This is a genomic window from Alteromonas sp. ABH4_456, from assembly GCF_056160645.1.
The window spans coordinates 270929-296559 of record NZ_JBSWXO010000003.1 but is presented as its reverse complement, the minus strand read 5'-3'; the positions used below and the strand labels follow the sequence as shown (position 1 = coordinate 296559).

24 protein-coding genes and 2 riboswitches are annotated in these 25631 nt (G+C 50.7%); of the genes, 16 read left to right on the top strand and 8 right to left on the bottom strand.

Annotation, left to right across the window (positions count from 1 at the left end; all coding sequences use genetic code 11):
- Window positions 1-59: 59 nt before the first annotated feature.
- Window positions 60-749, bottom strand: coding sequence for a phosphate regulon transcriptional regulator PhoB (phoB, locus tag ACXAG2_RS06620; protein ID WP_474865341.1), 690 nt, complete (start codon window positions 747-749; stop codon window positions 60-62).
- Window positions 750-947: 198 nt separating this feature from the next.
- Here phoB and ACXAG2_RS06615 point away from each other — a divergent pair, with 198 nt between their 5' ends.
- Together ACXAG2_RS06615 and rdgC are read left to right on the top strand one after the other, a co-directional pair.
- Window positions 948-2678: a sensor histidine kinase gene (locus ACXAG2_RS06615; protein ID WP_474865339.1), complete on the top strand. Its 1731-nt coding sequence runs from the start codon at window positions 948-950 to the stop codon at window positions 2676-2678.
- 97 nt (window positions 2679-2775) lie between these two features.
- Window positions 2776-3681 (top strand): recombination-associated protein RdgC, encoded by a 906-nt coding sequence (gene rdgC / locus ACXAG2_RS06610; RefSeq protein ID WP_119503293.1) that lies wholly within the window; start codon window positions 2776-2778, stop codon window positions 3679-3681.
- Between the two features lie 17 nt (window positions 3682-3698).
- Here rdgC and ACXAG2_RS06605 read toward each other — a convergent pair whose 3' ends face one another.
- The gene (locus tag ACXAG2_RS06605) at window positions 3699-4883 is read right to left on the bottom strand and encodes a benzoate/H(+) symporter BenE family transporter (RefSeq protein WP_474865337.1); all 1185 of its coding nucleotides are present in this window, start codon (window positions 4881-4883) and stop codon (window positions 3699-3701) included.
- A 252-nt stretch (window positions 4884-5135) separates the two neighbouring features.
- Window positions 5136-5972: an HDOD domain-containing protein gene (locus ACXAG2_RS06600; RefSeq protein ID WP_474865334.1), complete on the bottom strand. Its 837-nt coding sequence runs from the start codon at window positions 5970-5972 to the stop codon at window positions 5136-5138.
- A 303-nt stretch (window positions 5973-6275) separates the two neighbouring features.
- A riboswitch (cobalamin riboswitch) is annotated at window positions 6276-6417 on the top strand.
- A 164-nt stretch (window positions 6418-6581) separates the two neighbouring features.
- Here ACXAG2_RS06600 and ACXAG2_RS06595 point away from each other — a divergent pair.
- The 12 genes from ACXAG2_RS06595 (at window position 6582) to ACXAG2_RS06540 (ending at window position 18689) form a co-directional block, all read left to right on the top strand.
- Window positions 6582-7415, top strand: coding sequence for an ABC transporter ATP-binding protein (locus ACXAG2_RS06595; RefSeq protein ID WP_474865332.1), 834 nt, complete (start codon window positions 6582-6584; stop codon window positions 7413-7415).
- The gene (locus tag ACXAG2_RS06590) at window positions 7405-8415 is read left to right on the top strand and encodes a FecCD family ABC transporter permease (RefSeq protein ID WP_474865329.1); all 1011 of its coding nucleotides are present in this window, start codon (window positions 7405-7407) and stop codon (window positions 8413-8415) included. Before ACXAG2_RS06595 ends, ACXAG2_RS06590 begins: the two co-directional genes overlap by 11 nt.
- A gap of 16 nt (window positions 8416-8431) precedes the next feature.
- The gene (gene cobT, locus ACXAG2_RS06585) at window positions 8432-9505 is read left to right on the top strand and encodes a nicotinate-nucleotide--dimethylbenzimidazole phosphoribosyltransferase (RefSeq protein WP_474865327.1); all 1074 of its coding nucleotides are present in this window, start codon (window positions 8432-8434) and stop codon (window positions 9503-9505) included.
- Complete coding sequence (locus ACXAG2_RS06580; RefSeq protein ID WP_474865325.1) at window positions 9506-10303, top strand: adenosylcobinamide-GDP ribazoletransferase; 798 nt, start codon at window positions 9506-9508, stop codon at window positions 10301-10303. It begins immediately after the preceding gene.
- Window positions 10300-10833, top strand: a complete 534-nt coding sequence (gene cobU / locus ACXAG2_RS06575) for a bifunctional adenosylcobinamide kinase/adenosylcobinamide-phosphate guanylyltransferase (RefSeq protein ID WP_474865322.1) — start codon at window positions 10300-10302, stop codon at window positions 10831-10833. The genes ACXAG2_RS06580 and cobU overlap by 4 nt, the downstream gene beginning before the upstream one ends.
- Window positions 10830-11453, top strand: a complete 624-nt coding sequence (locus ACXAG2_RS06570) for a histidine phosphatase family protein (protein ID WP_474865320.1) — start codon at window positions 10830-10832, stop codon at window positions 11451-11453. The genes cobU and ACXAG2_RS06570 overlap by 4 nt, the downstream gene beginning before the upstream one ends.
- Before the next feature lie 3 nt (window positions 11454-11456).
- Window positions 11457-12938 (top strand): cobyric acid synthase, encoded by a 1482-nt coding sequence (locus tag ACXAG2_RS06565; RefSeq protein WP_474865317.1) that lies wholly within the window; start codon window positions 11457-11459, stop codon window positions 12936-12938.
- Window positions 12939-13026: 88 nt separating this feature from the next.
- A complete protein-coding gene (cobO, locus tag ACXAG2_RS06560) occupies window positions 13027-13620 on the top strand; it encodes a cob(I)yrinic acid a,c-diamide adenosyltransferase (protein ID WP_474844983.1) in 594 nt (197 codons plus the stop codon).
- On the top strand, window positions 13620-14477 hold the full coding sequence (locus ACXAG2_RS06555; RefSeq protein WP_474844985.1) for a cobalamin-binding protein: 858 nt from the start codon (window positions 13620-13622) through the stop codon (window positions 14475-14477). Before cobO ends, ACXAG2_RS06555 begins: the two co-directional genes overlap by 1 nt.
- A complete protein-coding gene (locus ACXAG2_RS06550; protein WP_474865315.1) occupies window positions 14470-15432 on the top strand; it encodes a cobalamin biosynthesis protein CobD/CbiB in 963 nt (320 codons plus the stop codon). The genes ACXAG2_RS06555 and ACXAG2_RS06550 overlap by 8 nt, the downstream gene beginning before the upstream one ends.
- The gene (gene cobD, locus ACXAG2_RS06545) at window positions 15429-16478 is read left to right on the top strand and encodes a threonine-phosphate decarboxylase CobD (protein WP_474865312.1); all 1050 of its coding nucleotides are present in this window, start codon (window positions 15429-15431) and stop codon (window positions 16476-16478) included. Before ACXAG2_RS06550 ends, cobD begins: the two co-directional genes overlap by 4 nt.
- A gap of 53 nt (window positions 16479-16531) precedes the next feature.
- Window positions 16532-16685: riboswitch (cobalamin riboswitch) on the top strand.
- Window positions 16686-16850: 165 nt separating this feature from the next.
- Window positions 16851-18689: a TonB-dependent receptor plug domain-containing protein gene (locus ACXAG2_RS06540; RefSeq protein ID WP_474865310.1), complete on the top strand. Its 1839-nt coding sequence runs from the start codon at window positions 16851-16853 to the stop codon at window positions 18687-18689.
- Between the two features lie 49 nt (window positions 18690-18738).
- On the opposite strand, the gene ACXAG2_RS06535 is transcribed toward ACXAG2_RS06540, so the two are convergent.
- Entirely contained in the window at window positions 18739-20736 is a 1998-nt protein-coding gene (locus tag ACXAG2_RS06535) for a cache domain-containing protein (RefSeq protein WP_474865307.1), read from the bottom strand.
- A 270-nt stretch (window positions 20737-21006) separates the two neighbouring features.
- Between ACXAG2_RS06535 and ACXAG2_RS06530 the strand changes: the two genes are divergently transcribed.
- Entirely contained in the window at window positions 21007-22695 is a 1689-nt protein-coding gene (locus ACXAG2_RS06530; protein WP_474865617.1) for a dipeptidyl-peptidase 3 family protein, read from the top strand.
- A 67-nt stretch (window positions 22696-22762) separates the two neighbouring features.
- On the opposite strand, the gene ACXAG2_RS06525 is transcribed toward ACXAG2_RS06530, so the two are convergent.
- From ACXAG2_RS06525 to folB, 4 genes are read right to left on the bottom strand one after another with little or no spacing between them, the layout of a single operon-like run.
- Window positions 22763-23134, bottom strand: a complete 372-nt coding sequence (locus tag ACXAG2_RS06525; protein WP_474865305.1) for a histidine triad nucleotide-binding protein — start codon at window positions 23132-23134, stop codon at window positions 22763-22765.
- Window positions 23135-23152: 18 nt separating this feature from the next.
- Window positions 23153-23953 carry an undecaprenyl-diphosphate phosphatase gene (locus ACXAG2_RS06520; protein WP_303573745.1) on the bottom strand — a complete coding sequence of 267 codons (801 nt, stop codon included), beginning with the start codon at window positions 23951-23953 and terminating at the stop codon, window positions 23153-23155.
- Between the two features lie 2 nt (window positions 23954-23955).
- Window positions 23956-24450, bottom strand: coding sequence for a 2-amino-4-hydroxy-6-hydroxymethyldihydropteridine diphosphokinase (gene folK / locus ACXAG2_RS06515; RefSeq protein ID WP_119500105.1), 495 nt, complete (start codon window positions 24448-24450; stop codon window positions 23956-23958).
- Window positions 24450-24815: a dihydroneopterin aldolase gene (gene folB / locus ACXAG2_RS06510; protein ID WP_474845002.1), complete on the bottom strand. Its 366-nt coding sequence runs from the start codon at window positions 24813-24815 to the stop codon at window positions 24450-24452. The genes folK and folB overlap by 1 nt, the downstream gene beginning before the upstream one ends.
- A 144-nt stretch (window positions 24816-24959) precedes the next feature.
- Between folB and plsY the strand changes: the two genes are divergently transcribed.
- Window positions 24960-25559 carry a glycerol-3-phosphate 1-O-acyltransferase PlsY gene (gene plsY, locus ACXAG2_RS06505; protein WP_119500103.1) on the top strand — a complete coding sequence of 200 codons (600 nt, stop codon included), beginning with the start codon at window positions 24960-24962 and terminating at the stop codon, window positions 25557-25559.
- The last annotated feature ends 72 nt before the right edge of the window (window positions 25560-25631 follow it).

The window sequence follows — 25631 nt, the reverse complement described above, 5'->3', positions numbered from 1 at the left end:
TGAAGGCTATTGTGACAATGTCGGGCGGCGCACGCAACGTATGCCGGTGCGCCGTCAGATTACAGTTTGGTAGAGAACCGGTAACCTGCACCACGTACTGTCTGAATCATCGCGTCATGTCCGTGCTTAGAAATAGCTTTCCGTAAACGACGGATGTGCACATCAACGGTACGGTCTTCAACGTAAACGTTCGTGCCCCACACGTTATCCAGCAAAAGTTCACGACTGTACACCCGCTCCGGGTGAGTCATGAAAAAGTGGAGTAACTTAAACTCTGTAGGCCCCATATCCAACGGATCATGATTAGCCATAACACGGTGAGAAACCGGCTCCAGTTTCAGACCATTAAACTCAATAGGCTCTTCACTGGACGTCGGTGTCACACGTCGCATTACCGCTTTGATACGGGCGATTAGTTCCTTGGGAGAGAATGGCTTGGTGACGTAATCGTCGGCACCGGCATCTAACCCGCGGATTTTATCTTCTTCTTCACCCCGTGCCGTTAACATAATAACGGGAATATCACGGGTAAACTCATGTTGCTTCAATCCTTTAGCCAGCTGGACACCGGAACCTCCCGGTAACATCCAGTCAAGCAATATCAAATCCGGATATGGTTCACAGATTTTCTGTTGTGCCACATCAAAATCTTCAGCCTCAACGGTATCAAAACCTGATTGCTCAAGAACGAATTTCAGCATTTCGCGAATTGGCGCTTCGTCTTCCACTATCAAGACAGTACGGGACATTGATATTTTCCTGCTCATAACAAAACGCCGCTATTATTAAGGTGGTCTGTGACAGTTTTATTAAAACGATTACATTTATGTGTCAAGGAGATTACGGTTTTTTATGCTTTTGTCGAATATCATCTCGCTTGTTAATTCAAGCTTTTACGCCTATTCTGTGTAGCAGGAATCAGGATTTCACGGTGAGGTTACGGTTGGATGGCCACAGTTAAGACAGGATTGTCGCGCAAGCTGCTCACGCGGGTACTGTCGGTGTATTTCATCCTGACACTTATCGTTACAGTGGGACAAATTTTCACTGAGTACCTGAGTACAAAAAATCACATCGAAAGTGAACTCCGTACTCTCAAAAATACCTTTGCAGAAAGCCTGACACGGGCCAACTGGGAACTGAACAAGGTTCAGGCCCGCATCATTGCAGAAGGCCTGACTAAACTCCCTACCATTGAAGGCGTACAGGTACGGGATGAAAACGGCGATCTGGTGGCCGATGAAGGTCAAACCATCCCGAGCAACGGCAGCCCTGTGCAAACAGGTATTATGCAGGACCACCCCGGCGGTATTTTCAGCTACAGCTTCCCGCTCATTTTTGAGTTTTCCGGACGGGAGTCTTTCGTCGGTGATGTAACCCTCTATTCCAGTTTCGACATCATTTTAAGCCGCATCGAAGTCGGTATTTTCTTTCTTATCGGTAATGCCATTGTAAAAACCGCTTTTCTGATTTTTCTGTTCATGACGGCATTTAAACACATGCTCTCTGAGCCGCTGGCAGAACTGACCGGGCAAATGACGACCTTCGATCCTGAACATCCGGAAGATTCTAAAATTCAGGTGACAGACGGCGAAGACAACGAATTACGCATGCTGCAACAGTCTTTTAATCAGGTTATCGACGACTTCGTCGTTTCCCAGGAAAAGCTGAAAGGTACCCGGGAAGCCCTGCGACAGGCGAATAAAAAACTGGATGATCAGAACCTGATCCTTGAGCAGGAAGTTGCCAAGAAAACCGCATCCTTATCACAAATTATGCTTGATCTTGAACAACAAAAAGATGAGCTCATCGCTAATCAGCGGGAACTGCGTCAGGAAAACGAAAACCGTCAGTACATTGAAGATGAATTGCGGAAGCGAAATACCGAACTGGCAAGAAATATGGAAATGCTCAACCTGATCAAAGATCAGCTGGTGGAATCTGAGCGCATGGCATCACTGGGCGGTCTGGTGGCCGGTATCGCCCATGACGTTAATACTCCCATCGGCGTGAGTGTTACCGCTGCCAGTTACCTGAATGAACGCCTGGTATCGTTACGGGCCGCCTTCGATGACAAAACGTTATCGAACAAGTCCATGAATACTTTCATAGACGAAGCCGAACAGGCCTCCACTCTGTTACTGAGCAACCTGAACCGGGCATCTGATCTGATTGCCAGTTTTAAACAGGTCGCGGTAGATCAGACCAGCGAAGCAGAGCGTCTTTTTAATCTTAACAGCTACCTGCATGAAATTTTACAGTCGCTGAAGCCCACTTTTAAGAATACCAGACATCAGGTCAATATTCAGTGTCCCGCTGATCTTGAGATACTCTGCGCGCCCGGCGTCATTGCCCAGATTGTCACCAATATGATGATAAACTCTTTGATGCACGGCTTTGAACACATACAAGAAGGACACATCTCGCTGGTCGTGTCCCGTGAAGACGGTCATATCGTGATGGAATATCAGGATGATGGTAAAGGAATGAGTAAAGAGGCTTTATCTCATTTATTTGACGCCTTCTACACAACCCGGCGAAACCAGGGTGGCAGTGGCCTGGGCACGCATATTGTGTTTAACCTGGTTACCCAGACGCTGGACGGTTCAATTGAAGCCTTCAGCGAACCGGAAAAAGGCCTCCGCTACGTTATCCGCTTCCCTGATAAACACGCCTGATCTTTACTAAAAACCACAGCCCGGCGTTGCAGCAAAACGCTGGCATTGGTACGCTTGCCGCCTTTAATAAAAACAATCTGGATCAGGACGTATTTCTATGTGGTTCAAAAACCTCAAAGCCTATCAGCTTACTCAACCACTTTCTCTGGACGATGATGATCTCAGCCGTATGCTGATGGATAACGCTTTCCGTCCCTGTGGTAAACAAGACACCGCCACTATGGGCTTTGCTTCGCCTTTCTCTCAGGCCGGAAAAGAAGGCGTGATGTTCCACAAAGTGCAGGAACGCTACTGGATCACGGTAAAAAAACAGGAAAAAATTCTGCCCTCTTCAGTGGTCAATGCTGAACTGGCTGACAAGGTCGCACACATCGAAGCGGAAACCGGTTCACCGGTGGGCAAAAAACAACAGCAGGATCTGAAGCAGGAAATCATTTTCCAACTGCTGCCTCAGGCATTCGTGCGTAACACGTACACCCACGGCTTCATTTCTATTCCTGAAAAAATGGTCGTAATAGATGCGTCTGCAGACGGTAAAGCAGAAGCCTGGCTGGCTCTGGTCCGTAAAGCTATTTCGTCACTGCCTGTCGTACCACTGGCCCGCCGCAGCCTGCAATCAGAGCTGACCCACTGGCTGACAGATGGCGCACCGGAAGGTATTGAACTGCTTGAAGAAGCAGAGCTGAAGTCGACCGACGATCTGGAAAGTGTGATCCGTTGTAAAAACCAGCCTCTGGACAGCGAAGAAATCACTATGCACCTGGACAACGGCAAGCTGGTTCAGAAAGTCGGCTTCGCCTGGCAGGAAGTACTCACAGCGACCATTGCGGAAGACGGTTCATTTAAACGGGTGAAATTTACTGACCGTTTAAAAGAAGAATCTGAAGATATTCCTAAAGATCAGGTTGAAGCCCGTATGGATGCAGAGTTTGCACTGATGTCAGCCGAACTGTGTCAGTTCCTCGATTTCATGCGCACCACGTTGAAGCTCAACGACGAATAACGTTAAGCTTACCCAGCTCAGGCCCGCTTTGATTTAATGCGGGCCTGCAGTTTATCCAGCCCCAGCACGCATAAACCAGCCAGTAATCCCCATACCGGTGCCCCAAGCTGAGCCACAGTGATGCCGGATGCACAGCAAAGAAAAGTCAACAAAGCCGCTTTACGATGAGCCTGATCCTCAAGCGCCTTGATCAATGATGCCTGTAATGTGCTGAATAAAGCCAGTCCGGCAAGCAGATGTACAACCACCAGCGGCATCTGGCTGAACAAATACACCACCAGCGAAGCCAGTACACCAAAGAGTATATAACCTGCACCGGCCATGATTCCGGCCTTATAACGTTGCTGCCGGTCTGTTCCCGCGTACTCCCCCATACAAATCGCCGCAGTAATGGCTGCCAGATTCAGTGCAAAACCCCCGAAAGGTGCAATGATCAGATTGACCACATACACCCCTGACAGAACCTGTCTCACATCCGGGTGGTAGTCATAACTTTTTAAAATAGCGATGCCGGGTAAATTCTGCGATAGCAGCGTGATGAGAAATAACGGAACAGCCAGACTCACAGTCGCTGAAAGGGTAAATGCCGGGGCTACCCATACAGGCACCGGCCAGGCCCACTCAAACGCCATTGCAGGCTCTCCGGCCATCCACATACCAGCAACCAGTGCCACGGCGAGCAATATCAGCATGCTATAGCGGGGAAACCACACCGTACCCAGCAAATACACACTGATAAATATAACCACCAGAAGCGGATGCTCCGGCGCGTCAGAAAATATGCCCAGACATACCGGCAGTAGAATGCCCGCCAGCATGGCCGAAGACACCGCAGACGGGATGCGCTCAATTTGCTTAGTAATAAAGCGGCTCCGGGCGGCGATAAGTGCCAGCAATGCCGCGATGACAAAAGCCCCGATGACTTCTGCCAGCGAAAATCCGCCTGCAGCACCAATGAGAAAAGCAGCGCCCGGCGTGGACCATGCCGTAACCACCGGCACCTTATAAAACCAGGAAAAGCCGATACAGGTGATGCCCATACCCAACCCGAGCATCAGCAACCAACTGACAATCATGCCCGCATCTGCTCCGGAAGCCTGAGCAGCCTTTATTACCAGCACCACTGCACTACTGTACCCCACAATAACAGCGGTGAGTCCGGCAGTTATATGGCTCAGCTTGGGAAGTGATGATGTGGACACGATATTCTCCGTCAATTTAAATGTGCGCTATAGCGCACAATAAAGGAAACAAAGTTTACCACCGTGCGCTATAGCGCACAAACGAATTCATCGTTCACCTGAAAACGACTTTGTCCGGGATAAAAGGAATACCCGTAAGCGAATGAACAGGATTATGAACAGAATAAAGTGAGAATGGACGTGGATGCTATCAGGGGATGGCGGAAGATTCAGACCGGCAACAGCGCTGCCGGTCAGATATTACAGTTAAGCTCAGGCGAAGACTTGCTTGGCGTTAACACACATTTCTTTATATTCGTCAGTGGTCAGTTCTTTAATGTCTTCAATTACGCCACGCTGAATTGCCAGATTCAGAACGGCATCTTTCTGACCTTCCATTTTACCCGCCAGCGCAGCACCGACACGGACAAAATCCAGATAAGACAGCTTCTCCGGTATGACTGACAGATCCCGCCATTGCTCGGCTACCATAGTGAAATCATCACTGAAATCCCAGGCTCGCATGATGCTGCCGCCAATCCGGCCGGACAACTTATCAATAGCAACATTCAGGAAGGTCGGGTTCGCAAACACCTCTTCGTGGCGTTCAGCTTCTGTGAGAATAGGCAGTACGCCAATGTTGTGAACCAGTGCAGCGAGGGTCATGGTGTCCAGGCTCAGCTCACGGTTCTTCGTGCGGTTGATGTAAAGCTGCAGCGTAGCCATAGAATAGGCCACTACATTAACCGTTGAAGCCCATTCTTTTTTCAGGTGTTTGGCAACGACATCATTCTTAGACACGAACAACTGTTCCATTGCCAGCGCAGTGGAAATATTTTTAATCTGGCGCAGGCCGATACGGGTTACTGCCTGACCGATGGATGTGACTTTAACTGTACGACCCAGGTATGCACTGTTAGCTATCTTAATCATCCGCATACTTAAAGAAGGATCTTTGCCGATAACGTCTCCCATGGCATTCAGATTCACGTTAGGATCATCTGCTGCCTTACGGACTTTCAGCGCAATGGCCGGTAAAGTGGGCAGTACCAGTGTATCGTTATTAATCTTTTCAACAAGAATCGTGAGAAGCGCGTTTTGTGTTGACATATACCTACCTTTTTATTGTCTGTAAGCCACCCGCCTGAAAGCATAGAGTAGCCGAGAGGTATGTGGAAATCCGGCAATCCTTCGCAGTGGAACGACCAGGCCATCATTAAAGCGTGTTAATGAAAATATATCAGCAGAATAAGTAATCTGCATCCTACAAATGCGATTTTATTGAAACAGGTCATATACAGGCGTTTCTTCTGTCATACGTTTTCTCACCTAAAGTATTGTGGCATCAACGGCCAGGTAAATCGTTGATATATGTATCAGCGAACTCGTCAGCCAGCAGAAAACTTGCTAGACTCCGGCACACGTTCCGGAGGTGCTGTACTCATCAGATAATGAGCAGCCTGATTGGGAATCCGGTGAAAATCCGGAACTGTACCCGCAACTGTAATGCTGCCTGTCAGCAAAGTCAGATACCAAACTCCGGCCTTGCGCCTTTTGACAGACATCATGGTGCAAATATAACCATTTAAATACTTAACTCGTGCGGGAAAACACGAAGACAGTGACACTGTCCCTGCCACATCTTCTGGCAGGAGACCTTGCCTGTACCGGTTCTGACCGGTGTTTTCTCCTGCGCCCGGATTGACGCGGCAGAACACCATGACCACAACCACGGCTTTACAAACTGAAGCCATCCGGTTACAAGCCGGTGACAAAGTCATTCTTGATGATATGACTCTTTCCTTTTGCGGCGGTCAGTTTCATGGTGTTCTGGGCCCCAACGGGGCGGGCAAAACCAGTTTACTGAAAATCCTCACCGGCCAGCGGCAAAGTGAAGGCAAAGTTATATGGCAGGGCCAGCACCTTAATACCCTTTCTCCTCAGGCACTGGCCAGACAAATCGCCGTGGTCAATCAGGTTAACGATACTGTATTTGCCCTGACCAGCCGCCAGGTGGTGACCATGGGTCTTCTGCCTCATAAAAACCTGCTATCACGTTACACCAAAGCAGACATGCAGGTGGTGGACTGCGCGCTGAACGATGTAGGCCTGAGCGACAAACGGGACCAGTTTTTCAGTGAGTTGTCCGGGGGTGAACAACAACGATGTCTTATCGCCAGAGCTCTGGTACAGGGCGCATCACTATTAGTGCTGGATGAACCGGTTAATCACCTTGACGTGTATTACCAGCACCAGGTTCTGCATTTGCTGCACAGTCTTTGTCAGCAACACGGGAAAACCGTAATTGTCAGTTTGCATGATTTAAATCTGGCTGCCGCCTACTGCGATCACGTTGTTTTGCTCAACAACGGTAAAGCCATTGCCACCGGCACACCGGAACAGGTCCTGGAAGCAGAACGGCTGAGTGACACGTTCAGGATCCCCTGTACCGTCCATAGAGGCCATTCACCCGGCTCTGCCCGCGTAGAGTTCATGCCACAAAATACTGAGCATCAATGGCAACAGCACTCAGGACAATCCCATGAAGTTTAAATGGATCCTGCTGGTATTACTGGCACTTTCAGCCCCTGTTCTGTCACTTTTTTTTGGTGCAGCATCATTATCCGCAGATACGATTTTTCAGTGCGTATTCGCACAATGTGCCGATCCGGTTGATCAGGCGATTTTTATGGAAATTCGTGCTCCCCGCGTACTCACCGGCTTTCTTGTTGGTGCAGGTTTGTCTGTAGCCGGCGCAACACTGCAGAATGTCACCCGGAACGGCCTGGCCGATCCTTATCTTTTCGGTGTTGTTGCAGGCGCAGGACTCGGTGCAACCGTTGCCGCCCTGCTGTTTAACAGCCCTGCCGGCAGCGAAGCCGGTTTTCCGGCACAAATGTACAGCATCGCCCTGCCCGCATCTGCATTAGCCGGAGCGGTATTGGCTGTACTGCTGGTGCAGGTGTTGTCACACACTACTTTCGGCAGACGCATAGAACACATGTTACTGGCAGGTGTTGCCGTGTCTTTCATGCTCAGTGCACTCAGCCAGTTTTTACTGTTTGTCGGTGACCCTTTCGCTGCCAACCAGGTGGTGTTCTGGCTCATGGGTTCGCTGGCGCGGGTGGAAGGCTGGTATGCCTGGGCCATGCTGTTGATTGTGGCAGCAAGTACCGGCGTGCTGTACCTGTACGGACCGCAGATTGATGCATTGTTGCTGGGCGATGAAAGCGCCCGCACACTGGGCGTGAACGTCACCAGGATGCGCGTTTTATGTTTACTGCTGTGCGCCGCTCTGACAGCTGCCATTGTTTCCTACTGCGGTGGCATTGGTTTTGTGGGGCTGATGATCCCGCATATTGTCAGGCACTGGCTGGGCGTCACCAGCCGCACCCTGTTCATTGGTTGTGCACTGCTCGGCGGATTTTTCATGGTGTGGGTAGATGTATTCGCCCGCACAGCCTTTACCGGAAGGGAAATACCCATCGGTATTATCACGTCGGCCATCGGCAGTGTTTTCTTTCTGCTGGTCATGCGACAGCGTCAGACCTGAGGACAAGTCATAATTTATGTCGATATTTGAAAGTACATTCTGGTCAGTCCCGCCATTAAACCGCGAACCGGAGCCATTGATCCGCGGGCATATAGATGGCAAAACTAAGCCGCCGGGAGCACTGGGCCAACTTGAGTCACTGGCGTTGCAACTGGCGCTGATGCAATGGCAGGGAACGATTCAACCTGTCTACATTACTCAACCGGCCATGCTGGTGTTCGCTGCCGACCACGGTATTGCTGCCCATAATATCAGTATTGCCCCGCAGACTGTGACTCAGCAGATGGTGCTGAATTTCCTCAATGGTGGCGCAGCCATCAATGCCTTTTGTGCCACCAACGGGCTGGCTCTGAAAGTCATAGATTGCGGGATGATTAAAGCACTGCCGGTATCCCATGAAGATTACATCGTTAAACGGGTTGCTTCCGGTAGTCATGACATCTCCCGTCAACCCGCCATGTCTGACATGGAGGCCGAACTGGCCATCCTGCATGGTGCTGACGTGGCTAAATGCATTACCGGTAAAGGCTGCAATGTGGTGGGCTTTGGCGAAATGGGCATTGGCAACACCAGTGTGGCATCCGCTCTGATCAGCGCGCTCACCGGCGAACCGGTTAAAAATCTGACCGGCAAAGGCACCGGCATTAACGACGCACAGTTAACGGTGAAACAAAACTTACTGGAACAGGCAATGGCCAGAACTGAAACTGCCTGCGGGAAATTACCTGTCAGTCCTGAACAGGCACTGGTTCACACCGGCGGCTTTGAAATCGGGCAGATAGCAGGCGCAATGCTGGCAACCGCACAGGCGGGCAAGCTCATTCTGGTAGACGGATTTATTGTCTCTGCTGCGGCGTTGCTGGCGACAAAAATTGCCCCCGAAGTGCGGGATTACATGGTGTTTTGTCACTGCTCAGCGGAACGGGGGCATAAGTTTGTGCTGGAGCAACTGAATGCCACGCCCTTGCTGGATTTAGGCCTGAGGCTGGGTGAAGGCACCGGCGCGGCGTTGTCATTACCACTGTTAAAAGCTGCTGCGTCCTTCTATAACGACATGGCCTCTTTTGAAAGTGCGAAAGTGGTGCTGTAAATGAGTCATCGTATTTCCGGGTTTAACCGGCATACTGCCAGCTTTCTGCTGGCGTTAAGTTTTTTCACCCGTATCCCTGTGGGCAAATATGTAGCCTACAGCGATGAAGCCATGCACGATGCAGGTAAATACTTTGCGCTTACCGGCTGGCTTGTCGCCCTTATTCTCTATGCTTTTTACAGTGTGCTGTCGTTAGTCTTTGCCCCTGAAATCAGTGTTTTTCTGATGATTGCACTCAGCCTTATGCTCACCGGTGCCTTTCATGAAGACGGTCTTGCCGATACGGCCGATGCCTTCGGCGGCGGCCGCGACAGAGCACACAAACTGACAATCATGAAAGACAGCCTGCTGGGTACCTACGGTGTATGCGCACTCACCGGCGCACTGGTGGGCAAATGGTTACTGCTGTCGGTACTGGCTGCACAGGATGCGCTGCTCCCGGCATTACTGACCGCCTGTCCGCTTTCCCGCGCATTCGCGCTAAGCCACGTGCAGCATCTTCCCTATGCCACCGGCGATCTCAGCGGTAAAGCCAGTAAGAGCATGCCGTTTGCTGTTCCTTACAACACAGCTTCAATGGCATTTCTGTTTATTACCGGCGGTCTGATGTTGCTGTTTATTCCGTTAGCACACAGTCTGCTATTGATTGCGGCCTGCCTGCTGATGCGCAGTGTGCTGAAAAATCGTATGCAAAAACACATTCAGGGCTTTACCGGTGATACCCTCGGCGCAGCGCAACAATGCCAGGAGTTGCTGATTTATCTGTTCTTCGCAGCCGTAGCCGGAGGTAACCTGTGATCCATTTTATTACCGGCGGTGCCCGTTCAGGCAAATCCCGCTACGCACAGACTCTTACAGAACAAGCCGCACTACAGAGTGTGCAACACGTTCACTATATCGCCACAGCGACGCCCCTTGATGAAGAAATGCAGTTACGTATTGCGCGCCACCGCCAGGACCGTCCGTCACACTGGCAAACTGTTGAAGCGCCGCTGTTGCTGGCTGAGGCGCTGTCTGCACTGCCTGCAGACGATATCGTGCTTACCGATTGCCTGACACTGTGGCTCAATAACCAGTTGTATCATTATCCGGATCAGGATTTTACGGCACTGTTCAGCGCACTTACAGATGTACTCAGTACCCGTACCGGCCCTACCTTCGTGGTGGCGAATGAAGTGGGTCTTGGCGTCATTCCTGCTGATGCTGTCAGCCGCAAGTTTGTCGATCTTGCCGGCTGGCTGAATCAGGCGGTGGCTGCAGCGGCTGACAATGTGACTTTTGTGGCTGCCGGCCTGCCCATGTCACTGAAAAAAGGAACCGGACAGTGATCACCACAATCGACTTACTCAGACACGGCGAAGTAGCAGGGAAACCGGCACTTTACGGCGAAACCGATGTGCCTCTCAGTGACAACGGTTTACAGCAGATGATGTCTCAAGTGCCTCATGTCAACGGCGCAGAGCGGCTCATTTCCTCTCCTTTGCAGCGCTGCCGCAAAGGTGCAGTGGCATTAAGTGAAGCCCTGACAGCCCCGCTGTCTTTGATGTCCGGCATCGCAGAATGCCGGTTTGGTGAGGTGGACGGCCTGCCCTTGGATGACGCAGGAGATAAGTGGCCGGCGATGGAAGCATTCTGGCAACAACCGGTTGCCTGTCCGCTGCCGGGAGGAGAACCCCTTGCAGAATTCCATCAGCGTGTGATGGACGCCTGGCATACCCTGCTGCACGATGTAAAAGGGCAACATTGTCTGGTTGTCACCCATGGCGGTGTGATTCGCCAGATCATCGCCCGGTTACTGAATATCGACTGGCAACAGGCCAGCGTATATCAACACCTGACTATCGGCTACGGCAGTCTGACCCGGATAACCATTGGCGATTATGCTGATGCCCTGCCTGCCATTCAGTTCATTGGCGTACCGCCACCGGCTGTAAACGGAGCAGACTGATAAATGGGATATAAAAGTCATACCACGTTAATGGTTCAGGGCACATCTTCCGATGCCGGAAAAAGTATGCTGGTTGCCGCCCTGTGCCGTTGTCTGAAGAACAGACAATACACCGTAGCCCCTTTCAAGCCGCAAAACATGGCCTTAAACAGTGCGGTAACAGCAGAAGGTGGTGAAATTGGCCGTGCGCAGGCAGTGCAGGCACAGGCTGCAGGCATTGCACCGCACACTGATATGAACCCGATTCTGCTGAAGCCATCTTCCGACACAGGCGCACAGGTAATTGTGCATGGTAAGGCCATTGGCAACATGCAGGCTGCGCCCTATCACCAGTACAAAACCATCGCCATGGAAGCTGTCATGGCATCGCACCGCAGACTCACCGCTAAGTATGAACGGGTAATTGTTGAAGGTGCAGGCAGTCCGGCAGAGATTAACCTGCGCGATCGTGACATTGCGAATATGGGCTTTGCCGAGGTTGCGGACTGTCCGGTTATTCTGGTTGCCGATATTGACCGGGGTGGTGTGTTTGCCCAACTGGTGGGCACCCTTGCGCTGCTCTCTGACAGTGAGCGTGAAAGAATATGCGGCATGGTGATCAACAAATTTCGCGGCGATATCAGTCTGCTGGAATCCGGACTGGCATGGCTTGAGAAGGAGACCGGTAAACCGGTTTTAGGAGTACTGCCTTACCTGCACAACCTGCAACTGGCCGCTGAAGATGCGATTCAGGCCTCTCAGTATACAAACCCTGAACAGGCGATTCTGAACGTGGTTGTGCCGGTTTTCAGCCGCATCAGCAACCACACAGATTTCGATATGTTGCGCACCCATCCGCAAATCAATCTGCAGTTTGTGCCGCAGCACAGTCCCTTACCTTCCGCTGATCTCATCATTTTACCGGGCAGCAAAAATGTTCGCGGCGATCTGGCACTGTTACACCAGTGCGGCTGGCACAACGATATTAACCGGCATCTGCGCTACGGGGGAAAAGTACTGGGAATTTGTGGCGGCTATCAAATGCTGGGTACAGACATTCACGACCCGGACGGAATAGAAGATAAAGCCGGCAGCAGTCAGGGACTGGGATATCTGCCTGTCTCCACCTGTCTCGAAAAAGAAAAACAACTGACCCGTGACGAAGGTCAGCTCTGTTTGCATCAGGCGGACAGTATTCCTGTCAGCGGCTATCAAATCCATGCAGGAAGAAGCACCGTTTCCCCGGGGCTGTCGCCCTTTGCCATACTAAAAAATGGCGGACAAGATGGCTGTATAAGCAAAGATAATCAGGTAGCAGGTACTTACTTACACGGAATTTTTGATTCGCCGGAAGCGTTACAGCACATTATTGACTGGGCAGGGTTAAAAACAGATTTAGCCGTGCCTTACGAGGTTCAACAGGAGCGGGAAATCGCGCGGCTTGCCAGTATGTGTGACGAATATCTGGACTGGACGCAACTTAACGCAATCCTGAATTTAACGTAATCCATTGTCAGCCGGTAACCACGCATAGTGCGTGGCGGTCATAAGATCAGTGACAGGCACAGCCCTGAAAACGTAAAAGGTACAAAAAATGAGTGAACAGGATAAACATAAAAAGCGCATGCAGGCGCAAAAAGAGAAAGTAGACGAGCGCATTGCACAGGCCACGGAAGAACGGGGCATATTGATTGTGATCACCGGAAACGGTAAGGGCAAGTCAACGTCAGGTTTCGGCACTGTCGCGCGGGCAGCAGGTCACGGTCTGAAAGCCGCCGTGGTACAGTTTGTCAAAGGCACCTGGCCTTGCGGCGAACGGGATTTGCTGCAACAGGTTGGTGTACCCTTCCACGTGATGGGAACCGGCTTCACCTGGGAAACTCAGGACAAAGACACTGATATTAAAGCCGCCACCAAAGCCTGGGAGCAGGCGAAGATCTGGCTCAACGATCCGTCCATTGATGTGGTCCTGCTGGATGAAATCACTTACATGCTGACCTACAAGTATCTTGACCTCGATGACGTTATTGAGACCCTGCAAAACCGCCCTGTGAACCAGAGCGTGGTCGTGACCGGACGTGCCTGCCACCGCGCAGTTATCGATATCGCAGATACCGTCAGTGAAGTGCAATCCCGCAAACATGCCTTCGACGCCGGCATTAAAGCGCAAAAAGGAATCGACTGGTGATGAGATTGCGCTTTCTGCTGCCTTTTCTCTGTTTATTTCTGTCTGTCGCCGTCCGTGCTGACGATATACAGAAACAACAACTCAGGTTAATCGTCCTGGCGCCGCATCTGGTTGAGTCAATGTATGAAATCGGTGCCGGCGATCAAATCATTGCCACCACCGACCATTCCGATTACCCGCAGGCTGCCTCATCCATTCCGAGAATTGGCAACTACGCCCGCTTACAGATTGAAAAAATTCTCCAGTTACGACCGGATGTTGTGGTTGCCTGGCGAACCGGTAACCCCGCTGAAGATTTACTGCGGCTGGAGAAATACAACATTAATGTGGTGTACACCCAACCGGGCAAACTGGAAGACGTGGCAGAAGAGATCCGCTTGTTAGGGCAAATCACAGGCCGGGACTCCACCGCCAACCGCATTGCAGATGACTATCTTATGCGTCTTGAGAAGTTAAAAAACACGTATAAATCTGCCGCGCCGGTGAGCGTATTTTATGAACTGTGGGCCCGGCCCCTTCGCACAGTAGCCGGCGAAGCCTGGTTGCAGCAACAAATCGCGGTATGTGGCGGAGACAATATCTTTGCCAGTATCGATGACGATTATCCTCAGGTCAGCCTCGAGCAGGTGTTGTCAGCCAGACCACAGGTCATTATTCAGCCTTCAACCCACGGACGGGGACAGCCGGACAAAATGGACTGGCAAAAGTGGCCCGGCATTCCCTCCGTAGAAAATGCATTCATTCTCACACCGGATGCAGACAAAGTTCACCGCATGACCACCCGCATGCTCGGGGAAGTGGAAAGTATGTGTGAAGGCATAGACAAAGCTCGTCAGTTTTACGCCTCTGATGAATGAATGGGTAGTCATCCCGCTGGTGTTGTGGCTGGCCCTGCTCCTTGACAGAGTATTGGGCGAACCAGCACGCTGTCACCCGCTGGTTGGCTTCGGAACCCTTGCCGGCAAGGTTGAGCATCTTCTTAACCGTGCCCCGGCGTCATCACTCAGTGTCGTCACCGGTTCGCTGGCGTTAGTATTACTTACCGCGCCGGCCTTTTGCCTGGTACTTTATTTACAATGGACGTTGAACGGCTGGCTGTACATTGCGTTCAGCGCACTCACGCTTTATTTATGTACCGGCCTGCAGAGCTTGCGTGTTCATGCGCTACAGATTGCCGGGCCGCTGAGCAGAGACGATCTCACCACCGCCAGACACTTTACCGGTTATATGGTTTCAAGGGATACAACCAGCCTGAGCAAAGACGAGATGGCCAGCGCCACGGTTGAATCCGTGCTGGAGAACGGGAATGACGCTGTTATCTCCGGGTTGTTTTATTTCGCAGCCGGAGGACCTGCATTCGCCCTGCTCCACCGGCTGGTGAACACGCTGGATGCCATGTGGGGCTACAAAAATGCCCGTTACTTTTACTTCGGCCGGGCAGCTGCTAAAGCTGACGATCTGATGGCATTGCCCGGCGCCTGGCTTACTGCCACAGGCTACTTATTACAAAAACATCCGGGACATTTGTTTACCAACCTGGCTAAGAGCCGGAAACAATCAGCGACCTATAAAAGCGCCAATGGCGGGCTGGTTATGGCTGCCGGCGCAAATACGCTGGGCGTGACCATAGGTGGCGGGACGCCGGTTTATCACGGCGTATCTGTGCCGGTACCGCTGCTGGGCAGGGGAAGCAAACCAGAGCCGGAGCATATCCGGCAAAGTCTCACTCTGGTAAGTAAAGCTGCGGAGATATTCTGTGTCGTAGCATCTCTCTTTTCCGCCATATTCGCTGCCGGGGCACTTTCATTTTGACGTCATCACCTTTAACTCCATTATCTTCTCCGTCACCGCTTGAGCATGGTGGCCGCCTGCATACAATCGCACAGCAATATAACCGGCCGGTTGCAGACTGGCTGGACATATCCACTGGTATTGCGCCGGAAAGTTATCCGCTACCGGATTTACCGTCTTCAGCCTGGCACCGTCTGCCCGAAATTACCCCTTCGTTTCTTAAGGCAGCCTCAGACTATTATGGCTGTGAAAGCCTTTTGCCGGTTGCTGGGTCACAGAGCGTTATTCAGCACTTACCTGCCATAGTCAGCCGCGCCGGTCGCAAACCACCCCGTGTATGGGTGCCGCACCCCGGTTACAAGGAACATGAAAAAGCCTGGGCAGACATCGGCGTACCGGTTTACCGGTACCGGCATCTCCCTCATCTGACCGCACTTAAAAGCGGCGATATTGTTGTAGTGATAAACCCGAACAACCCGACAGGCATACTTGAAGAGAGAGCCACACTCGCTACCGTTCAGGAACAACTGCATGCGCTGAACGGCCTCCTCATCATTGACGAGGCGTTTATGGACTGCACACCGGAACATTCCATGTTGGAGTCTCTGCACGGGGAAAACTTAATGGTATTGCGCTCGGCAGGGAAGTTCTTTGGTCTTGCCGGCATCCGCGCCGGCTTTTTGTTTGCATCCCGTCAATGGCGGGAGCGTTGCTCAGCGGTACTGGGCCCCTGGCAGATTAACGGGCCGGCATTGCATGTGCTGGAGTCAGCATTTAACGATGTATCATGGCAATCTGCTCAGCGCCGGCAGCTCAACGAGTCTGCAATGTGGCTTGGTAAACTACTGACAACGCACTTCGGCGTTAAATGTATGGGCACGCCGCTCTTTTGCACCATGCCACATCCCCGCGCTCCGGACCTGTTTGCAGCATTCTGTGCAGAGGGGGTTTATCCCCGTCTTACCGATGAGAAAGACGCTCTGCGGTTTGGTATGGTCACTGTTTCGCAAAGACCTCGCCTGGCACAAGTTGTCGCCAGGGTGAGCGGGATCATGGAAAGGCCGTAAATTTAGTAGCAAACCGCCTGTTCACATTGACTTTAGCTTCTCCTGTTTGTAAGGTTGCGCCCGCTGTTTCAGGTGCTTACCGGTACACACCGATGTGTATTTGGGTAAGGTAAACGGGAAGTGTGGTTCTAATCCACCGCTGCCCCCGCAACGGTACAATGCAGTTAATGCATTCAGCCCGACACCGGCCTGTCAGACAGTTTTTTACGAATGAAGCGGAGGGCTTCATCGGATTGCATTGTTCGTGACTACCTTATGCATTTCATTCCTGCATGTAACACCATGCCGGATGTTCAGGCTAAACTGACTTTACGTTTCCGCACTCCCTTTCCCTCCTTCAATCGTTGACACCAATAAGATTGAGGAACACACATGAAAACCAGCAAACTGGCCCTGGCCGTTGCTATGAGCTGCGCTGCTACATCTGTGATGGCGGCAGACGCAGGCAGTACAGAAGACACTATTGAACACGTTGTCGTTTCAAGCCGTATTGCCACGCCACTGCGGCAACTGGCAACCTCCGTATCTGTTGTTACGCAGGAAGAAATCGAACTTCGCGGTTATGCCAACCTGGCAGAAGTACTGCGCATTCAGCCATCCATTCATGTGACTGACAGCGGCGGTATCGGTTCGACTTCGGCACTGCGGATCCGTGGTGAAGAAGGTTACCGTACGCTTATCCGTATTGACGGCGTGGACATCTCTGATCCTACCGGCACACAGGTTCAACCTCATGTTGGTCAGTTACAGAGCGCCAATGTGTCGCGGGTAGAGATCCTCCGTGGTACACAAGGCCTGGTATACGGCGCAGATGCCGGTGGTGTTATCAACATCCAGACCGGCCGTGTTGAACAAGGTACATTTGGCAGCGTGTCCGCCTCTGCCGGCGCGTATAACACCAATAACATTGCCGGTGAAGTGGGTGCAGGTACAGAACGGGTTGATGGGTATTTGTCAGTATCTGATTACTCAACGGATGGCTTTAACGCACGTCTGGACGACACCACCCTGCAGGATGATGACGGTTATGAAAATACCACCGTGCACGCCCGCGTGAATGTTCGTCCGGTTGAAGATTTATCTCTGGGTTTTGTTGTCCGTAATAACGACGGTGAAGGTGAGTATGACCATTGCTACAGCGATGGTTACGTAGACGACTGTCAGAGCAATTTCAAACAGACCAACTTTCGCGTAAATGCTAACTACGAAACAGATTCAGGTAACCAGCAACTGGCGTACTCGAGAAGCCTGGTAGAGCGTGAAAACCTGACTCTCGGCGAGCAAAGCTACTTCACGAAAGGGAATATCGAGCGGGTCGAATATCTGGGTAATACGCAGTTAAATGCTGAGAACAACGTAGTTTACGGTATCGACTGGGAGGAAGAGAGCATTACATCTTCCGGAGAAAGCCGTACACAGACCGGTTACTATGCCGAACTACAAAGCGAATTCACTGAAAACTTATTTACCACCGCCGGCGTTCGCTACGATGATAACGAAGATTTTGGCGAACATGTCAGCTTCCGTCTCAGTTCTGCATACATCTGGGCGCTGGAACAGGGTGATTTGAAATTACGTGGAGCATACGGAACGGGTTTCCGCGCGCCGAGCCTGTACGAAATTCAGTATAACCGTGATTTCGGTTATGCCCCTGCTTCAGACATCGATTTGAAAGAAGAAACCTCCGAAGGTTACGAGATCGGCCTGCAATTTACCCCGTCTGAAGGCACATCTGTTGAGGTGGTTTACTTCGATCAAAAAATCGAAGACGCCATTTCTTTTGATCTCGCCACTTACTCCGGCTATCTGCAGGAATCCGGCACGTCGTATTCTGACGGTGTCGAGCTGATTGGTCAGTGGGCGGTAACAGACGCCTGGTTACTGAAAGCTAACTATACCTATAACGATACCGAAGATGCCACCGGCGCTCAGCGAAGCCGCCGGCCGCGGCAACTGGGTTCACTAGGGGTTATGTATCAGTACGAAGCACTGACCGCAGAAGCTAACGTCCGTCTGGTCGCTGATGCTGTCGACAGTGGCGTCAAGCTGAAAGACTATGCACTGGTAGATGTAAGCGCACGTTACAGTGTTAATGAGCACCTGGACGTATTTGGTCGCGTTGAAAACGCGCTGGATGAAGATTACCAGGGCGCATCAGCATTCCGTTCACGTGGACGGGCAGCCCACGTAGGTCTGACTTACGCATTCTGATAGTTGTGCATTAATACAGACAAAAATGGCTGCCCCGGGCAGCCATTTTTTATTGCTGTGATTTTACCGGTTGATTTGGCTCACCGATAATAGCGATAACATCATTATGATAACCGTCTGACGTTTTATATTCCCTGTAGCCTTTTGATACAGCAAAAGCCAGAATATATTCCTCGCCGTTAATCTCATGAATACCTGCACCTTTGTGCCCGTCACCACCTTTACTGATGATATCCGGCAACGTGATTCTGTCACCGGTTCGCCAGTTTGCATTGTCAGTGGTACTGATCACATGCCCGTTCCTGTCGGTGTACAGACCAAATATACCGTCATTTTCCCCGCCGGTGACATCCTCCAGCATTTGTTTAAACTCGGGTCCGCTGTCGAAGACCAGTCCAATCCCACCATTTACCTGACCGTCTGCGGTAATCGCTGCGTTGTAAATGTAGGTTTGCTTACCCTCATAGTAATGACAGGGCACGAATTCTGATACACAAAACTGCTGCGAGCTTTTCAGGTTAAACACCTGTCCGGCCCCAGTATCAGCATGAACCGTGGTTCCTTCCAGCGCTTTCATTGCCGGACGGGAAACAGCAACGATTTTTCCATCCCGGTCATAAATATACAGGCCGGTATAAACAGTATAGAGATCGTTAATATAGCCAAGCACGCCGGCCATTGCCGCAGCATCATCAGGGGAACTCCGGCGCTTGTTAAGTACACTCTGAAACAACCCTGTGAGTGCCCACCAGCGGCAATCGTTCGCCCGCTCATAAAGATTTCTGTCCATGATATCGATGGCAAGAGCAGCCTGAAAAATCAGTCCGTCGTAATGCGTGTTCAGCGCAGTATTCATCAACTGATTTACTGAGTCGGTAAAAATTGACTGCATTTGCCGGCCAATTTGCCGGATCTCTTCCAGAATGGGAATAAACTCGTCAGCATCACTGCGGGCAGCAGCTATCCGTCCGTTAAGCACAACGAGATCCAAATCCTCAGTCACAATTTTCGCCTTGTGACGTATGTTACTCAATGCCGGTGAAAAGCCGCGCCAGCGCTGAACATCGTCACTGTTTCCTTCACTGTTCTCAGGATGTGCCGACATGCTGGCAAACGGCAGCAAAACACATCCTTGCCAGCCAAGCCCCGCATAGCCCTGATAGCCACGCGTGCGGGCTACGGTGCAGTAGTACTCATGCTTACCCAGAGTAATGATCTGATTACTGCGACTGACATTCAGCGCCGTCCCCCGTGGTAGCACAGTTTCGTCAGCCGACACCAGTGTATTTCCCTGCTTATCGAGCAATGCCATGATCGCACCGGACCCGTCATCCAGATCGGCAAACAAACTGCGCATCTCACCTTCCAGTTTGAAACTCATGCATAAAACGCCGGTAACACATTGGGTTTCAGGATCTTTCACAGGCGCAAGGAAAAGGGAGGACAGGGGAAAGGCTGGCCTCAGAGGAGAATAGCGACAAATTTCCAGATATTCATGTTCGCCGGTCAGTACTTCTGCAATCACCGGATCATCGCCGGAAATATCTGCGCCTGTATCCATCTGTGCTTTTAACTGTCCGGTCTCATCAAACAACATAATGTCATCATAGACAGAATACTTGGCAGCATATTCAGTCAGGCGTTTCACAATGGCATACGTATCCGGCCCGTGATCTGTGCTATCACTAAGGAATGCCAGTATGTCAGCATCTGTTGCCAGAAATCCAACGTCTGCAGTGCGTTCAAACAGATTTCGGACTGGTATATCAATCAGCGTTTGCGCAACAGCCTGATTTTTTACTCCGCATTGCTGCGTGTTTTCAGACAGCAGATTGTCTATGAGAATTTCCTGCAGTTCGCTGAATTCGGCTTTTGTTTCAAGCATATTGCTGAGCAAACTCTGGGGTACATTCAGAGAATTGATTTTGCCGACCAGTGCCACCTTATCCCACCAGCTGTTGAGACTGACCAGATTCGATTTATGACCGGATACTGTTGTAAAAATATCGAGGAACTGACTTTTATTATTTTTGAGTAGCGCTTCCACTGTGACACCTTATACTTTAGTATAAATTATTGTTTTTTATCAGCATTTTTAAATTACCCTAGCAGATATTAAAACGCCGGTTTGTATAAATTTTGTTAAACATGGCTTTTTTTTAAACTTTTTTATGCGTCCTGCCAGTGCAAGTTGTTAAAAGGACTTCCCCTTAACAGACGGATATTCAGCGCAAGTGACCGCAGCAGATGTTGGACATGCACAATGTTTTGTGTATCAATCGGTGGGACAAACTTGTTTGGAAAAATAACGATGATAATGAATACCCGTAAAGCCCGTTTGAGTATTGCCGTTGCTGCTGCCGTTTTTGCGCTGTCAGCCTGCTCAAAAGCACCGGAAACGACAACCCCCCATACACCTGAAGCGCAATCTGCTTCTGAAAAGTCCGGCCAGTTGCTGGTCGACCCTGCCCGACTATCTATTTATAAGCCTGTCGAATTAACGACTGATCTGTCACGTTTTTCTGATGATCAGAAGGCCATGCTTTCGCTGCTCATCGATGCCTCTGTCATCATGGACAGACTTTTCTGGAAGCAGGCGTTCAGTGGCGATAAAGATACGTTCCTGAAGTCTTTCAGTAACGAAGACGTTGCCCGTTTTGCAGATATTAATTATGGCCCCTGGGATCGCCTGAACGGTGACGCCGCTTTTCTTAAAAACACAGACAGCAAGCCTGCCGGCGCAGAATTCTATCCTCACGACATGACTAAAGAGGAGTTCGCTGCAGCAGACTTTGCAGATAAGGACGGCCTTTATTCGCTGGTAAAACGCAAGGACGACGGCTCCCTTCATAGCGTACCTTACTCAGACGCATACAAACCTGAGCTTACCGAAGCGGCGGCGCTGCTGAGAAAAGCCGCAAAACTGGCCGGCAATGAAGAATTTGCGAATTACCTGAATTTGCGGGCAGACGCCCTGTTAAGCAACGATTATTACGCGTCTGATATGGCCTGGATGGACATGAAAACCAATCCTGTTGAACTGGTGATTGGCCCCATTGAAACCTACGAAGATCAGCTTTTTGGTTACCGTGCCGCCTTTGAAGCTTATGTTCTGATAAAAGACCTGGCCTGGAGTGACAAACTGTCTAAGTACGCGCAGTTTTTGCCGGAGTTGCAAAAAGGCTTACCGGTACCGGATGCCTATAAAGCAGAAATGCCCGGCTCCGATGCTGATTTAAACGCCTATGATGTCATCTACTATGCAGGCCACTCCAATGCAGGCAGTAAAACCATAGCGATTAATCTGCCTAATGATGAACGGGTACAACTGGCGAAAGGAACACGTCGTTTGCAGCTTAAAAACGCCATGCGCGCCAAGTTCGACGAAATCCTCATGCCCATTGCAGATGAACTTATCAACCCTGAACAGCGCAATCACATCACCTTCGACGCATTTTTTGCCAATACTATGTTCCATGAAGTTGCTCATGGTCTGGGTATCAAAAACACGCTGGACGGCAGCAGCACCGTCCGTGCCGCACTGAAAGAACATGCATCAGCCCTTGAAGAAGGGAAAGCTGACATTCTCGGTTTATACATGGTGCAGAGCCTGCTGGAAAAAGGCGAGATCACAGAAGGTGTGCTTGAAGATTATTACGTAACTTTTCTTGCAGGGATTTTCCGCTCCGTGCGTTTCGGTGCCAGCTCTGCCCACGGTAAAGCCAATATGATCCGGTTTAACTTCTTTGCTCAACAAGGTGCGTTTACCAAAGATGAAGACGGCTACTACAGCGTAAACATGGAAAAAATGGGCAGCGCGGTAGAGGCATTAAGCCGGTTGATTTTAACTTATCAGGGTGACGGCGATTACGACGGTGTTGCAAAACTGGTGGACGAAATGGGGGTCATAAAACCTGAATTAGCGTCTGACCTGGCGAAGCTCGAAGCCGCTAATATTCCTGTCGATATTACCTTTAAACAAGGTAAAGACGTTCTGGGTTTGTAGAAATTAAAAAGCCCTGCATGTTATTGCAGGGCCTGGCGGGAGGTCACAATTCTCTGTGACTTCCTGCTTATTCCAGTGCAGTTTTCAGCTTTTCAGTGTACGGAGGCCAGCCCAGCGGCTTACCGGCCAGTACGTGCAGATGAATGTGATAGACCGTCTGACCACCGAACTCATTGCAGTTCATTACCGTACGATAGCCCTGCTCTGCGAAGCCCTGTTCTGCGGCTACTTTCGCAGCCACATAACTTAAGTGCCCGACCACGGCACGGTCCTCTTCTGCAATGTCGTTAATGGTTGCGATGGGCTTTTTCGGGATCACCAGAAAGTGCACCGGCGCCTGCGGATTAATGTCTTTGAATGCCAGCGCCAGATCATCTTCATAAATGATATCAGCGGGAATTTCTTTGTTGATGATTTTCGTAAAAATAGTCTCTGACATTCTAATTCTCCATGCAGGTTAAGCGAACACGAACCAAAGCAACACCGCGCCTAAAATCATGCGGTAGATAACAAACGGCAGCATGCCGATGCGGGAAATCCAGCTCAGGAACAGGAAAATACATAAATAGGCACTGATGAACGAGAATGCCGCACCGTACAGCAACGCGCTCCAGTCTACTGCTGTCGTCGCCTGAACTAAATCAAAGGTTTTCAACGTACCTGCTCCCAGAATGACCGGAATAGACAGTAAGAAAGAAAACCGTGCACAACTCTCGCGGTCCAGACCTAACATCAATCCGGCCGTCATCGTAATGCCAGAGCGTGATGTGCCCGGGATCAGCGCCATCACCTGAGCGATACCAATGATGATCGCCTGTTTCATGGTGATGTTTTCCAGCGACTGTGTGTGTGTCGCTTTAACGTCGGCATACCACAGTAAGAGTCCAAAAATAATGGTTGTGGCCGCTATCACCAGCGCTGTTCTGGCATTCATTTCAATCCAGTCATCCAGTGCCAGGCCCACAAGCACTGCGGGAATGGTCGCCAGAATGACATACCAGGCAAGCTTGCTGTCGGTATTCTGGTTCTTTGTGAATCCCCGGGTCAGCCAGGCCACTGTCATTTGCGCGATCTCCTGACGGAAGTACAGCATAACAGCCAGTAAACTGCCCACGTGAACAGCCACATCAAAGGCCAGCCCCTGACTGTCCCAGCCAAGCAGTTCCGCCGGCAACAACAAATGTCCCGAACTGCTGATTGGCAAAAATTCAGTTATTCCCTGGATCAGGGCAAGAATAATAATTTCAAAAAGCGTCATCCCTAAGAATCACTCCATGTAAAATCGATTGGCCATAGCCGTTGGGAAGTTTGATCGTATTCCTGCCACAACTGCCGGTAGGTTTTTCCTGTTACGGGGTGCACGTGGTCAGGCAACAGTTCTGCAAGGGGTTGCAGTACAAATGCATTGTGCAAAATTTCTGCCCTCGGCAACGCAACAGGGTGCGTTGTCACTACGTTGTCGTAGGTTAATAGATCTAAATCCAGAGTGCGAGCACAATACTTTTTTTCACTGTGAGTCCGGCCATTTTCACGCTCAATCGCTTTCAGCGTGGCATTCACATCACCGGGACTTAAAGTCGTTTCAGCACTGATCACACAGTTATAAAACGGTGAACCATCAAAGCCAACCGCTTCACTTTCAAACATTCTGGAACACGTTACCGCAGAAAAGTGACGTTTTAAATAAACGTACCCTTGTCTGGCGTACCAGGTACGCTGAACATTTGTGCCCAGACTGATGGTAATAAGGTGCATCAGTCACCACGACTCTGTTCAAAGACAACTGTCACTGTATTTACATCCGGCAGAATATCCGGCTTGGTTATCGCCAGCTTAATGTGCGCTACAGGAAAGCCTTTCAAGACAGCGTTAATCACGTGGCCGCCCAGGGCTTCAAGCAACTCAAAGGTCTGATCGGCGGCGGCATCCTGAATGGCTTTTGCCAGCAATGCATAATCAATGGTGTCTTTTACATCATCGCTTTGCATTGCCGCAGACAGATCGGCCTGCACGGTCACGTCAAACAGTAGTGTGGTTTTGCGGGTCCGCTCCCAGTCATACACCCCGATCAGGGTATCAACTTTAAGACCGGACAGAATAATGTGTTGCGTTTGTGGCATAGGTTACAGCGCCTGCGGCTCGCCTTACAGTGGTGGCCGCCACTTTACCACAACTGCCCCTGCGGTCACTAAACCTTGCTGGTATTTTACCTGCGATTCCTGTTAGTCTGCGTGCATGTAACGTATTGATAGTGTCTGCAACAAATGATCGCCCTGGTAATTCTTATGGTCTGTATCGCTTACCTGATGGGTTCGCTTTCCAGCGCCGTTGTGGTTTGCCGGTTATACCAGCTTCCTGATCCCCGTGCCGCCGGTTCAAATAACCCCGGGGCCACCAATGTATTCAGACTCGGCGGCCGCGTTCCGGCAGCGCTGGTATTGTTCATGGACGTGTTTAAAGGCACGGTGCCGGTGTATTGCAGCTACTGGATGGGCATTGAACCTGTTGCTCTGGGTTTTATTGGCGTTGCGGCCTGTCTGGGACACATTTTTCCGCTGTACTTCGGCTTCAAAGGTGGCAAAGCAGTGGCTACCGCTTTTGGTGTTCTGTTACCACTGGGCCCGGAACTGGCAGGCTTGCTGATCCTGACCTGGCTGCTGGTCATGTTTGTCTGGGGCTATGCCTCTCTGGCAGCCATTATTGCGGTAAGTCTGGCGCCTTTATTTACCTGGTTTATCAAACCTATGTACACCGTTCCAGTGATCATGTTGTCGGTGCTCATTATCTTTCGGCACAAAGACAATATTCAACGCCTGCTCAAAGGTGAAGAAAGTAAAGTGTGGGATAAAGTACGTTTAAAATAAAACCGCACACTGCCAGAATAACGGATGTGACCGGTTTACCGGCAAACTCTTCATTTCTTTCTGTAATCTGAG